The sequence below is a fragment of the Agarivorans sp. MS3-6 genome (assembly GCF_054112545.1).
This window is the reverse complement of sequence record NZ_CM134202.1, coordinates 1,034,604-1,048,371: the sequence shown is the minus strand read 5'-3', so window position 1 is coordinate 1,048,371 and position 13,768 is coordinate 1,034,604. Positions and strand designations below refer to the sequence as shown.

Genomic DNA, 13,768 nt, shown 5'->3' with positions numbered 1-13,768 from the left:
CGCTTTGTTTTTTGTAAGTGCATGTAATTTAATATATTAATAAATAGGCATATTTATTGCTTTAGTGAGTTTTTTAATAATATATATGCAAGGACGTTAACAAAGTGAAGTTTTTACAGAAAGTTGCACTATTAAGTATGTTTATCTCAAGCATGCTGTTTTCCCTACAATCTACAGCCAGCGTGATTGTCATAGACCCTCTCGAAGAAGTGATTGTCACCAGCGATATTTTTGATTGGGTATGGGCATCACCTTGTTCAGGTGGCTGTAGTCAGTTAGTGGATAACTGGGAATATGCAGGTGGACTATATGATGATGTACTAAATGCTGCGCTAGGCGTAAGCATTTGGCGTTTTGCTAGCATCGAAGAGTTTGCCAATATCCCTGCATCAAACCTATTTAGTGACACAGGTAAGTGTGGCGCTCAATACTTTGATAATCGACATGACCACTGTGATTTTTCTAACCCGATTGAGCGAGTGCCTAATGGCGGATTTCAGGAAACCTTGTTAGTGCGTTTTAATAACTTGCCGCTTGCTGCGCAAGTGAGCGAACCTGCCAGCTTTGCTATGATGTTTTTAGCATTATTTGGTTTGGTTTTACGCCGTCGCAGCTAATAAGCGCTTAGTACTAAACCATTTCTATTTTTATTGATTTAAGCCTGCATCATTGCAGGCTTTTGGTTTTTATCATATAAAACTAATCTTAAGGATGATTTGAAGAGTAGGCAAAATGCTGAAGTACCAACACTTAGCCACAGAACTCAAAACAGGAGACTTGGTTTTTTTTTCAGGTAAAGGCTTTAGCAGTGACATCATTCGTTACGGCACCTTTAGCAAGTGGTCACATGTAGGCATGGTGTTACTACTTGACGATTACGATTTCGTCACCCTTTGGGAAGCCGTTCCAATGACCGGCGAACGATGTTTATACAGTAAACAAATGAGTAACGGTGTGCAGGTGGTAGCCTTAGATGAAAAGATCAATCGGCACTCGGGCAGTGTTTCGGTTCGCCAACTGTTAGGCGGGGAACTGACAGAAGCATCCTTAATTGAATTAATGCAATTGCTGGAAAATTTTCAAGGGCGCCATTATGAGCAGAGCTTCTGGGAGTTAGCGCGTGCTGGCTGGCAGGGGCCATGGGGTGAGAATCAAGAAAACTTGGCTTCGTTATTTTGTAGTGAATTGGTGGCGGCGGCTTATCAAACGATGGGCCTATTGGTTGGCGGTAAACCTTCCAATGAATATACGCCAGCTGATTTTTCTGAAGATCAGCTTAAACACCTTAACAACGGATTTTACCTGTCCAAAGAAATTGATTTGTTTTCTAGCGATTAAAAGGGCGCTTGGCTTTTAAATACAATCAGCGAGACAGTATATTAAGATCTTCGCCAAGCGCCTAAATGAGATTGATAGTGATGAATATGAGTTGGCGGTGGTGCCTTAGCTCTTAGTGTCAAGAGTGAGAACCGATTGGCTAATCCAAAGAGCCAAGGCACCGAAAAGGTGTTAATTAATGGTCCAGTCGCCCCCTAAGCTTTTATGTAAACCCACAATGATGTTGGCAGTTTGTAGCTTGGCTAACACTTGCGCATCTTCTAATAGGTTTTGCTGGCGCTGGGCATCGAGCACTGCTAAGTGATCAATCAAACCGGCACGGTATAGCGAGTTAGCTTTACTTAGTGCAATGTTTGCTTGCTGGCTAGCGTGGTCAATATTGACGGCAAATTCTTGGCTATTGCCGTAAGCCATTAGCATGGTTTCAACCTCAATAAACGCGGCGTTTACTGCTTGCTGGTAATGCAGCGCGCTATTATCAAAGCGCTGTTGCTGTATTTCTACCATTGCGTCATGACGACCACCATCAAACAATGTCCATTGCACGCCAACCGAAGCTAACCAAGCACCTGAATCAGCTTTGAATAAATCATCAAAGTTTTCTGCGCTTAAACCCGGTCCACCGGTTAAGAAAAACCGAGGGTAGTCTGACACTACCGTTGCCGCTAACTCTTGATTTACTGCTGCCATCTCGCGCTCAGCAATGCTGATATCGGGACGTTGAGTCAGTAAATCCGACGGCAAACCCACCGGAATTAGGCCATTAAAGTTAGGCAGTTCGCTGTTGCCACTAAGCTGCTGGGTTAGCTGCGAAGGGCTTTGCCCTAGTACTAATGCCATGCGATGTAAGTGCACATTTTCGGCACTGTTTAACTGCGGTAAGGCTGCTTGGCTAAGGGCCAAAGCACTTTGCGCTTTGGCAACATCTAATTCAGAACCATAACCGCTAGCACTTAACGATTTAACTAACTTAAGTACGGTTTTTTGCTCGTTAATATTTCGTTGGGCAATAACAATACGTTGCTGCGCACCGCGATACTGCAGGTAGTTATTAACTATCTCAGCAGTGACCAAAGTGTGCATACCTTGGTGGTATATTTCAGCTTGCTCACCACGAATTTCAGCGGCGCTTACTTGCTTGTTTATACGACCAAATAAGTCCATTTCCCAGCTAACGTTAGCGCCAGCAAAGAAGCCGCCATTTTGCCGTTCCAGTAAATCAAGCTGGCCACCTCCCAATGGGTTGTCGATGCCAAAAGCTGGACCAGTTAGCGGATCATTTTTACTTAACTGGTAGCTCGTGTAGCCGCCCCCTAAACTTACCGTTGGCACTTTAAACGAGGCAACGGCATTTCGGTAAGATTGAGCAGCCTGTACTCTATTGGCTGCCATCTTTATGTTTAGGTTTTGCTGCTGGGCTTGCTCAACCAAGCTATTCAATGTGTTGTCGTTAAATTGTAACCACCAACCACTGGTTACCGTTTGTTGCGTACTTAGCTGCTCAGTTTGTGCCGAGTATGCGGTGTCCATAGCTGGATTTGGCGCTTGATAATCAGGCCCCATTGAGCAGCCTGTAGCAAATACCGACACGAGTAACAGCGTTGCTTTGCTGGGTTTAAAAGTAAAAGGTTTAGTTGTTTTCATGGCTAAGCTCCACAGATGGTTCAGCTTCAGGCTCAGGTTGGCTTTGTTCTTCGTTACGGTAAAAGATACGATACCAAGCAGGCATAATAACTAGCGACAGGAAGGTGGCGACGACTAACCCACCTATAATAATGGCTGCCATTTGGTCGAATAAGCGGTCGGTAAGTAGCGGCACCATACCTAATACGGTGGTTAGCGCCCCCATAGAGATAGCCATAGTACGGTTAATCGTAGATTCGATAATGGCATCGTTAATACTACGACCTTGCTTACGCTCCAGTTCAATTTGGTCTATGAGTACAATACCGTTTTTAATAATCATTCCCGATAAAGCCACTGCGCCGGTTAAGCCCATAAAACCAAAGGGCTTATCAAATAAGAACAGGGTCCAGGCACAACCAATAGAGGCTAAAGGCAGCGTGACGAGAATAATAGCGGGCTGTTTAAGACCATTAAACAAAGCCACCATAATAATCACCATAATGATTACAGCTTTCGGAATTTGGCTAATGGTATCGTCTAGCGCGCGTTTTTCGTCGTAGTATTCGCCGCCCCATTCAAAGCTGTAGCCGTGAGGTAATTCTATGGCTAAAATTTGCTCTGCTATCTCTTTGCGCACATCTGATGGTGTGGCACCAAATACTGCGGCTTGTGCGGTGATAATAGGCACGCGGTTTCTGCGCCAAATTAGGCTTTGTTCTTCGCGGGTTTCAAAACCGTCAATCACTTGGCTAAGGGGGACGCTATGTAAACCAAGTAGTGAGCGCACTGGCAAATTGTTTAAATGCGCAATATCGGTGTTAGTGCTTTGTAATTTAATCGGCAAGGTTTCATCACCTTGGCGCAGCGCACCTACTACAACGCCACTAGAGGCACGTTGAATAGCCAATGCAACATCGCTACGGTTAATACCCGCACGGCGCATTTTGTCTTGATTCATTAACGGCACTAACTGTTTGCTAGTTTGGCGCCAATCGTCACGAACATACTTAGTATTGGGGTGAGCGTTGTAAATGGCTTGCGCTTGCTCAGACAGCTGCTGTAATACCTTTGGATCTGGGCCGCTAAAGCGGGCTTCAAGGGCAAATTTATCTTTGGTCGCTAGTTTTAGATTTCTAAAGCGTGGCTCTGCATTGGGGTATTGTTGCATTAACCAGCGATCACCGCGTTCCACTAAGCTGTCAATAGATTCAAAGTCACGGGTATTGATGAGTATTTGCCCATAGCTACTATCATAAGGTTCTGGCTCAACGGTAACCGAGAAGCGCGGGGCACTGGCACCAATGTAACTAGAGATGCTGGTCACTTCTGGCTGTTCTAGTAACCACTTTTCAATTGCTAGCATATCGCGAGAAACAATTTCAGTTTGTCCGCCATTGGGTAGCCAATAATCGAGAAATACAATCGGGCGGTCAGAGCCTGGCATAAAGTTAATGGCAATTTTTGGCACGATTAAAGCAGTAACTAACAGCGCTGGAATCACTAAGGCAATAGCGCTAAACGGTTTTGCCACTACCCACGTTAATACTCGGCGAGACATTTTTACTAACTTTGACTCTGCTCGTTCTGTTTGTGTTGGGTCTACTTTAATAAATGTCCAGCACATGAGTGGCGTTAAGGTCATGGCAATTAGCCACGAAAGCAATAGTGAGCTACACAATATTTGGAATACCGACCCAGCAAATTCTGCGGCGTCAGTTTGTGATAGTAATACCGGCGTTGCGCCCGCAATAGCGATGACAGTAGCAGCCAATAAAGGAACAGCTGTTTCTTTTACGCTGCTGGTGGCGGCTTGAAAACGGTCGATACCTTGAGCAAGTTTGGCTTTAAACATATCGGTAATGACGATGGCGTTATCTACCAGCATGCCTAAGGCCAAAATAAATGAGCCTACCGATACGCGTTGTAAATCAATCCCAGCCAAGAGCATGTAAATTAGAGTTATAAGTAGCGTAACCAGTAAGCTAGAGCCAACAATGGCAGCGCTACGTAAACCCATAAAGATCCACAAAACTGCGACGACAATAACAATACTCTCAACCAGGTTGCTCACAAAGTTATTGATAGATTTTTTTACTTCGTCAGGTTGAAAAGCAATTGTGCCTATTTCACTGCCAATGGGTAGTTCACTGGTGTAGTCATTTAATACTTGTTTTAAGGTATCGCCTAAGGCGACTACGTTGATACCGTCAACTGGGCTTACTGCAATGGTAACTGCTGGTTGTCCGTTAAAGCGGCTTTGCGATAGCGCGGGTGTTTGGTAGTCCAAGTAAATGTCGGCGATGTCACCCAAGCGGATTAAGCCACTACCTACATTGGCTACACCAGTTTTTATCAGTAAGTTTTTAATGTCATTAACATTGCTGAATGTACCGTTTTGGCTCACTCGAATGCGTTCTTCACCCACTTTAAAACTGCCTGAATCAAGCACCATGTTTTGGGTAGTAAGCTGGTTAAACACCTGGAGGCTAGAAAGGTTGTTTTCGGCTAAACGTTCGTTTGGTAAGTCGATAGTAACTATTTGTTGTGGCAGACCGTGTAGCTCAACTTTTTTAATGCCGTCGACAGCTTTTAGTCGGCGTTGTAGTTCTTTAGCTTGCTGCTTAAGCTCGGCGGGTTCTACCCCTTCTCCGTATACCGCAAACAACATACCGTACACTTCAGAGAACTCGTCTTGCACGATGCTAATTTGCGCAGTGGCAGGGAGATCTAATTTTACGTCGTTTACTTTACGGCGCAGTAAGTCCCATTGCTGGGGCAGCTCTTCTGATGCGGTGTTTTCTTTTAGATCGACAAAGATCATCGAGCTACCAGGGCGAGATAAGCTGCGTAGTTTCCACACCGCGCCCATTTCTTGTAAACGGGTTTCAATTTTGTCGGTAACTTGTTGTTCAACTTCTTGCGCCGAGGCCCCCGGGTAAAGGGTAACGACAACAGCACTTTTTACGGTGAAAGACGGGTCTTCTAGTTTGCCTAAACCAATGTAAGAGCCTATACCAGCAATAATGCAAAGCACGGTAAAGAAGCACACAAAAGTGCGTTGCCTAATAGCAAATTCAGCTAAATTCATCTTAAGCCCCCTTCACTTCAAGCAATTTACCTACCTGTTGTCCGTGTTTAAGGTAATGGCTTCCTGCCACAATGATTTTGTCTTGTTGGCGTAAATCGCCTGATACACATACTTGTTGCTGGGTTTGATTAACAATTTCTACGGGTACACTTTTAACTTGCTGTTGCTCAACACGGTATACTTGGGCTCTAGAGCCATCCAGTAATAAAGCTGAATGAGGCAAGCAGTAGCGGGTTTGTTGAGAGGCATCTTGAGCCAATGATAAGTGAATGGACTTACCTGGGTAAATGTCTTTAGCCGCTTGCTTTAGCGTGAAGGTTACGGTGTAGGTTTGCTTGACTAAATCTGGCACGGTGGCAATTTCAGTTAGCTCTACTGGTAAGGCTTGCTCTTGGTTATGCCAAGTGATTTGCGCATTCTGGCCAAGTTTAAAGCTGGCAATTTGATTCTCTGGGACATCAATTACCGCTTCTAGTTGCTCTGGCTTATGCAGTGTAAATACGCGAAGCGCTGGTACCGCTTGTTCAAAGTCTTCCACAAATCGCTGAGCGATTACACCATCAAATGGGGCGTGAAGTTCGGTATAACGCAGGGCGTCTTTAGCGCGTTGAATATTTTGGTTTACTACTTCTACCATAGCGTCAGCACGTTGCTTACCGCTTAAGGCGCGGTTTAAGTTTACCGGAGCAATGGCGTTGTCTCTGGTGGCTTGTTCTACACGCTGGTACTCATTGTGTGCCAAGGTTTGCGCAGCAGTCGCTTCGGCGAGTTTTGCCTGTAGCTCCAGTAAGCTTACTTGATAGTCATGTGGGTCTAGGCGGGCGAGTAGTTGGCCTTTAGTTACCGATTCGCCGCTAGAAACCAGCACTTCTTCTATTGTGCCCGGCACACGAAAGGCCAGTTTTGAACTGGTGCTAGAGCTTAACACTCCACTGTAGTGTTGATTTTCCAGCTGGGTAGCAGCAGTTAGGCTAATGACTTTAACCGGACGCAACTTGGTGTGAATGGTTTCTGCTGGTTGTTCGTTACTACAAGCGCTAAGTAATGTTGCGCTTAACGCTATCGCGATATAGGAGTGTTTCATAGCTTGCCCCGAAAGATAAATTTAGAGCGAGCATAGTAAACAGTTTGATTGTGGCTATCTGCTAGCTAAACAGAACATGTGTGTCATGAATTTCATGACAATTAAATGTAGGCAGGGATCCGAGATATAATATGTTCTAGGAGTAAACGCGCAGCATGCGTTAAACCATTACGGCTTGGGTAAACCATCCAAGCGTCTTCGGCCGGTGACAAGTACTCGGGCATTAAGTGGCATACGCTGCCTTTTTCAAGCATCGGGTAAGCCAAAATATAGGGCAATAAGGCTATGCCTAAATCGGATTCTACCGCTTGAGCAATATGGGTGTAGTTATTACTAATGTGGTGATGGTTTACTTCAATATCTTGATTAGAGAATTGCCAACGATTTTCTAATTTTTGGTCGTGACGGCGATACACAATACAGCTGTGCTGTAATAAGTCTTGCGGTGTTTTTGGCGTGTTATGTGCTTTTAAGTAAGCGGGGCTAGCCACCACTATTTTACTAAATCCGCCGAGTTTTCGAGCGACAAAGCTTGAGTCGGTTAAATCGCCAATATACATCGCCATATCAAGCCCATGCTCAAACAACCCTTGATAGCTTTCGTTAGAATAACGTACTTCAATATCAATATCGGGGTAGAGCTTTTTAAATGATTTAGTTATGTCGATAAGATAATAATCACTCCCTACATTTACTCCCACCTTGACCTGACCTGTGGGTGTAGATGTATGGCTTTGTAAGGCGCTGTTTGCGTCTATTAAGCGACGCATTATGTCTTGCACGCTTTCGTAGTATTGCTGGCCTTGATTGGTTAAGTTTAACTTACGGGTAGTGCGTACGAATAAACGGGTATTAAGGCTCTGTTCTAACTCGTTAATACGCCGACTTACGTTGGCGCGAGGCAAGTCTAATGAGTGAGCAGCGGCGCTAAAACTACCTGATTCAACCACTTTGATAAATAACGACAAGTCTTCAACACGCATAATCTCATTGTCTCCAAATTAGATACAAACTAGCTGCAGCCTAACAACATTTCTGACCAATTCAAGTGTTAGCAGCTGATTGGAGGGAATGAATCATTGCCGAGTTTTGATGAGGGAAAACAACCTACCGATGTTTCGGTAGGAAATGATTCCCACGGAGGCCTCCTATGAACTTAGAAAAAGTAGGCCATGTTTACTTGTACAAAGCTGTCTTTGCTAAAGGCATAAGTGGGGTCGGCGAGATCATCGGCGTCGATGTACCAAAGATCGAGTTCGCCCTTCCAGTTTTCGCCAAAACGTCGGCTGGCTTCTAGGGTGACTACATTGGTGTCGTAGTCTAAATCGATAGCGCCACCTAGTAAAAACTCGGTACTTTGGGCGTCGTTTAATACCCAACGCGCGCCTAAGTAGAGGTCGTTTTGAAAGGTGGAGGTGGCCTCTTTACCGTCGCTGTTCCAGTTGTATTCGGTGAGTAAACCTAAATCGGCACTGCTGTTAAATAGCCCTACAAGGGTATATTCGTAACCGCCTACTGCTGCGCTATAGCTGTTGCTTGAGGTATTGCGATATAAACCTTCAAACTTCCATAACCAATCACCTAAGGTAGCTTGTAAATCTACGCCGAGCTGATCCATTTGCTCGTAGTAAGGGGTAAGCTGGCTGCCGTTTTGGCTAGGTATTAGCAAGGGGTCACGGTTGGTTCCTTTAAAATATGCAGTACCTACATCCCAATCACCAAAGGTTTGTGCCCAGCGCGCGGCAACATCTACATGTTTATTCCCCGCGCCCGATTCATATTTAGCATTGTCTTGGTCTACCGGTAAAGGCGGGCGAAAACGGCCGTCTACCCCTGCAAATGTGCGCTCTCTAAACCCTGGCAAAATAAATACATCCCAAATACCCGAGTCTTGATAAGTATTAAAGTGCAGCATGGCTTGGCCGAGTTTTTCGTCGCCGTTGGGCGATTCTATAAAGTCAGTTTGGTTAATTACATCGACCAAATGCTGGGTTTCGGTTACTCCCCAGAACACCTTAGCAATACCTATTTCTAGTTCAAACTCGTCGGCTAGATGAAGCCACTTTAATTCGCGAATGTCTGCATGGCTGCGCTCGCTGTCCATAGAGTCGGCGCGGGCAAATGGCGTAAACGTAATGCTGTCGATGCCGTCATTCCACTCCCAATATAGCTCTGGTTCTACGCTAATAGAGCCCTGATGCTGTTGGTGTTGGTTAGGAAATGCGCCTTCTTCAAAAAAGCCGCGGTACTGCGCGGCAATGTTACCGCGTAGCTCCATAGCGTTACTGCTAAAACTGGCCAGCGCTAGGCTGCTAGCGAGGCTAAGAATTCGATAAGCTGCTGGCTTCATTAGCGTGCTCGCTTAAGCTTGTTTTTGTTAAAGGCTGCCTCGCTTACGCCCGTTTTAAATTGATAATTGTTCCAAAACATCTCGGTCTTTTTATCGGTTTGGTGATTCACCATTAGCATTTTAGACGGGCGCCAATGCTTGTTGGCATACAGTTGGTAATCGCTCATGGTGAGGGTTTTAAGTAGCTGACCTTTACGGTCGTAAAACTCTACTTTTTGTACCCTATAAGCCTCTTTATCCATCCAGGTTATTTGTTTGGTATAACCGGAATATTTGTCTACTGGCACATTTTCTATTACGTAGCTGTCTTGGCCTGCTATGGTTTCGTCGCGCAGGTAGGTGTAGGTGTATTTTTCTACTTCAAATGAGCTTAGGTCTTCAAAGGCAAATTCGCTGCCCATGTAAGGCCCCGACTTATTACGAGAGCCAATACGTTTTACCCGTTTTAATGCCGGTAAGTATAACCACTGTTCGTCGGGCTCTAGCGCGTGAGAGAAGCTTAAAAAGGCGGTGCCTTTTACGTCTGCTGGGTGGTCAAACACACTTAAGGCTTTGTCGCCATCACCGTCTACTTCTAGCGATTGAATGCGAATAGAGCGCGTGCTGGTATCCCCTTGGGCGTTGTATAGCACCATTTCTGTTTCGGCTTTCGAATCAACCCAGCCTAAATCAAAGGCTTTTCGTTCTTGGGCTATCCGTAGGCCTTTTTCCGCTGGGCTTTCGGCTAACACTTGCTGCGGTAGCAACAGGCTTAACGCAAGAATGAGTGTTCTGTTTATCCACATGTTAGGCGGTTTTTTGTTGAAGTGCTGCTGCATTTTCTGCTCCCTTTGCACGGTCGAAAGTGATCAAAAGTAATGGTAAAAGTAAGAAGTCGATGACTAAGGCCACGGCAATAATAATAGAGGTGAGTAGCCCCATATTCGAATTAATGGTGAAGGTTGAACCTATTAACACCGAGAAGCCAACCACTAGCACTGCGGTAGTAATGGCTAAGGCTTTACCCACACTTACAAAGGCGTAGCGTACGGCGTTTTCTGCCGACTTCCCTTGCTTGCGCGCATATTGATATTTGGTGAGAAAGTGCACCGTATCATCTACCACAATGCCTAAGGTTACGCTGATCACTATCGACAAACCTAGGTTGATATTGCCGTCTATCAGCGCCCAAATACCAAAACCAATGCCTGCTGGTACTAAGTTCGGCAACAAGCTAATAAAGGTTAGGCGCAGCGAGCGTAGTGAAATACCAATCAGTACCGAGATGAGCACTAAAGCCCAAAATGCACCTTTTAAGGCTTGTGGCATATTACGCTCGCCAATGTGGGCAAACATAAGGTTAGGGCTGGCGGCTATTACTCGGTATTCGGGGGCGTTATCTTGCCACCATGCTAATGAGCGTTGCTCTAGCGCGATCATACCAATAGAGCCCATGTTTTTAGTGGTAATGGTTAAGCGAGTGGCAGACTTATCTACGTTGATTTGATTATTAAGATCTAAGCCGTAGGGTAGGCTCATTTCGTACATCAACAAATATTGCGCTGACAACTCACGCCCTTCAGGCACCTGGTAGTATGCGGCATCGTCGGCATGCATGTTTTTGTTTAAACGGCGCATGATGTCGGAGATGCTGTTTACGTTGTCAATTTCTGGTTGCTCCCGCAGCCAAGCACTAAAGTCTGCGATTTTTTGCATGTAGTGGGGCTCGTTAATCCCGCTACTTTCGCCACTTCTTATTTCGTAAGAGATAGTGGTAATGCCAGATATATTCTGTTCCATAAAGTCGGTAGATTGACGAAAATCTACCTGCTTGCTGAAATACTCGGTGGCCACATCGTTAAGTTGATTTCTTGGGATCATGGCTATAAACCCAACGATTACCACAATGGTCACTGGCATTAGCCACTTGCGTGAATCAATCACAAAGTTGGCTAAGCGATCGTAGTTAGAGCGGCTCGCGGTATTGGCGACTTGCTTAATCGGTAGAATTTTTAACAGTGCAGGCAATATAGTCAGTGCATACACATAGGCTAGCATTACCCCTACCGCTACAATCGTCCCTAAAGCTTGAAAAGGCGGTGAGTCGGAGAAGTTTAAGGTTAAGAAGCCAATTGCGGTTGTGGCACTGGTTAAGAAAATAGCCCTGTTATTAATTTTTAAGCTAAATGCCAAGGCTTCATTTTTTGATTTTCCTTGGCGCATTTCATAGAGCATTGAAGCGATAACATGTACACAGTCGGCTACGGCCAAAGTCATTACCATGGTGGGTACATTAACGGTAACCGTATTGAGAGCAAATCCCATCCAACCTGCCATGCCCATGGTGCTAGCAATAGTCACCACAATCACCACTAAGGTCGCTAACATGCCAAGTACCGAGCGTAGCAAAATGGCTAACATCACCAAAATCAGCAGAAACATTAACGGCACAAGGGTAGACATGTCTTTTTGGCTCTGTTCGATGAAGCTATTGTTCATCATGATCATGCCAGACAGCAGTATCTTATGTTGTGGGTAGGCTTGTTGGTATTTAGCTTGTAAGTCTCGAACAAACTGCGAGGTTTTAGGCACCTCGGTCTGCATATCATCTTCAGAGATGGTAATGGTGGCGGCCACTACCGCTACGTGACCATTTAAGCTGATTAGGCGGCTTTCTAGTAATTGCTCGTTTAAGCTGACTTGTTTTATTTTTTCGATTTTTTGCGGATCTAACATATCCGCTTCCAGCAATAGATCTTCTACCCATAGGTCGTCTTCTACCGCTTCGGTATGTTGGTAGTTGGTAATAGAGTCTACGCGGGTTGAGTTGGGAATTTGCCAAGATTCATCGGTCAGTTCTTTGATAAGGCTTAGCGATTGATGGTTGAACACATCGCCTTGTTCTGGGGCAATAACAAAAGTCACCGAGTCGGTTTTGTTAAAGACTTTTTGCATGCTTTCAAATTCTTGGAGCTGCGGGTTATCTTCGCCAAAAAATATTCGATAATCCCCCACAAAGGTGAGAAAACGCCCACCAGATGCCATCGCCATTACTGTTAACATCAATAGCATTAGCGTTAACCAAGGTCGCGCGATTACTTGACTAAAAAATTTCTGTTCCATAGCCCTGTCCTTTACCAATTGAACCATTCAGTTGGTTGAAAGTTAATTGTGACGATTGGTCTAAAACTGACGAATCGTCACTTGTGTTGTTTAAAAAACCGCTAGTTACCGCGGTTTTCCTTGCTTGCCTATGGTGCTTTTGTTTTAACTACTTAAATAAAGGTAGAACAACTTGGCACTTTTTCTTGTTAATCCCTTAAATTGGCGATGCGAGTTTAAGGGCCTATGTAAAGCTGATATTACAGGTGTGCCGTTTGCTCCAGTGTTGCAAGCTCGCCGGCATATAACTCTTGCCCAATACGTTGCCAAGTGGCGAGGTAGTCTTGCTCATCAGATAACGGCTTCCAAGCTAGGCCGTCGCACAACAAATTAACGTTGTAGAGTAAGGCATACTGAGTATCCATGCCGCTAGAACAGCCATGAGTTTGTTTGTTTGACACCGCACTGGTGAGTGCATTAGTGCCAAAAGCCATTGACCACGCAGCAAAAGTAGCCGCATTTGCATTTACGTTTTTACTCGCTGGGATCTCGCCTAAGTCAACGGCTTGTTCAATCAATTTAATGGCGGTACCAAGAATTCTGTCTTCATGTTCATTCACATTCGCGCTACGCGCGCTCGAGGTCTTCTCCAAGATATTGGGGGTTTTCATACTTAATACCACCATTGATAGCGTTGGATAAAGACGACTAAAAAGTTGATAGGCAAACGCCATGGCGATCATCTTTTCTCGAGTACAGCCCTCAAAGGTAGCAATGCGCTGATATAAATCGATTTGAATACGCATTGAGCGACAACATAAGGCGCATAACACATCTTCTTTACAGTTAAAGTGATTATAAACGGTGCCTTTAGAATACTCAGACCGTTGGGTAATTTTATCCATGGTTAAGCCCGCAAAGCCGGTTTCTGCCATTAGCTCGAGCGCTATGTCTAATAACAGCTCTTCGCGGTTCGCTACTTCTTGGGCTTTTCTGGTTTTTGTATTCATGTGTTCTCTTTTGGTGACACATCGTCATAATTTGACGATACGTCAATTTATACTCTTGGCTTAATTATTATTCAAGTTTTATTTTGATTTGATGTTTTAGGGGCATAAAAAACTCGACGCTTCTTTGAAGTGTAAGTAGTGACGGATGTGTTGAGCAAGTTGAAATAGTGATTAACGGATCAATCAGGTCG

10 protein-coding genes are annotated in these 13,768 nt (G+C 44.8%); 2 read left to right on the top strand and 8 right to left on the bottom strand.

Annotation, left to right across the window (positions count from 1 at the left end; all coding sequences use genetic code 11):
* Positions 1-104 precede the first annotated feature (104 nt).
* Positions 105-617: a PEP-CTERM sorting domain-containing protein gene (locus ACVFI8_RS04820; RefSeq protein WP_457873184.1), complete on the top strand. Its 513-nt coding sequence runs from the start codon at positions 105-107 to the stop codon at positions 615-617.
* A 115-nt stretch (positions 618-732) separates the two neighbouring features.
* A complete protein-coding gene (locus tag ACVFI8_RS04815) occupies positions 733-1,338 on the top strand; it encodes a YiiX/YebB-like N1pC/P60 family cysteine hydrolase (protein WP_457873182.1) in 606 nt (201 codons plus the stop codon).
* A 171-nt stretch (positions 1,339-1,509) separates the two neighbouring features.
* Here the strand turns inward: ACVFI8_RS04815 and ACVFI8_RS04810 are convergent, their stop codons facing one another.
* The 8 genes from ACVFI8_RS04810 to ACVFI8_RS04775 form a co-directional block, all read right to left on the bottom strand.
* Complete coding sequence (locus ACVFI8_RS04810; protein WP_457873180.1) at positions 1,510-2,982, bottom strand: efflux transporter outer membrane subunit; 1,473 nt, start codon at positions 2,980-2,982, stop codon at positions 1,510-1,512.
* Positions 2,969-6,052 (bottom strand): efflux RND transporter permease subunit, encoded by a 3,084-nt coding sequence (locus tag ACVFI8_RS04805; RefSeq protein WP_457873178.1) that lies wholly within the window; start codon positions 6,050-6,052, stop codon positions 2,969-2,971. Before ACVFI8_RS04805 ends, ACVFI8_RS04810 begins: the two co-directional genes overlap by 14 nt.
* 1 nt (position 6,053) lies before the next feature.
* On the bottom strand, positions 6,054-7,136 hold the full coding sequence (locus tag ACVFI8_RS04800) for an efflux RND transporter periplasmic adaptor subunit (protein WP_457873176.1): 1,083 nt from the start codon (positions 7,134-7,136) through the stop codon (positions 6,054-6,056).
* 101 nt (positions 7,137-7,237) lie between these two features.
* Positions 7,238-8,119 (bottom strand): LysR family transcriptional regulator, encoded by an 882-nt coding sequence (locus ACVFI8_RS04795; protein ID WP_457873174.1) that lies wholly within the window; start codon positions 8,117-8,119, stop codon positions 7,238-7,240.
* A gap of 173 nt (positions 8,120-8,292) precedes the next feature.
* Positions 8,293-9,486, bottom strand: coding sequence for a hypothetical protein (locus tag ACVFI8_RS04790; RefSeq protein ID WP_457873172.1), 1,194 nt, complete (start codon positions 9,484-9,486; stop codon positions 8,293-8,295).
* The gene (locus ACVFI8_RS04785; RefSeq protein WP_457873170.1) at positions 9,486-10,304 is read right to left on the bottom strand and encodes an outer membrane lipoprotein-sorting protein; all 819 of its coding nucleotides are present in this window, start codon (positions 10,302-10,304) and stop codon (positions 9,486-9,488) included. The genes ACVFI8_RS04790 and ACVFI8_RS04785 overlap by 1 nt, the downstream gene beginning before the upstream one ends.
* Entirely contained in the window at positions 10,273-12,588 is a 2,316-nt protein-coding gene (locus ACVFI8_RS04780) for an efflux RND transporter permease subunit (RefSeq protein ID WP_457873168.1), read from the bottom strand. The genes ACVFI8_RS04785 and ACVFI8_RS04780 overlap by 32 nt, the downstream gene beginning before the upstream one ends.
* 239 nt (positions 12,589-12,827) lie before the next feature.
* Positions 12,828-13,577: a TetR/AcrR family transcriptional regulator gene (locus tag ACVFI8_RS04775; protein ID WP_457873167.1), complete on the bottom strand. Its 750-nt coding sequence runs from the start codon at positions 13,575-13,577 to the stop codon at positions 12,828-12,830.
* Positions 13,578-13,768: the final 191 nt, after the last annotated feature.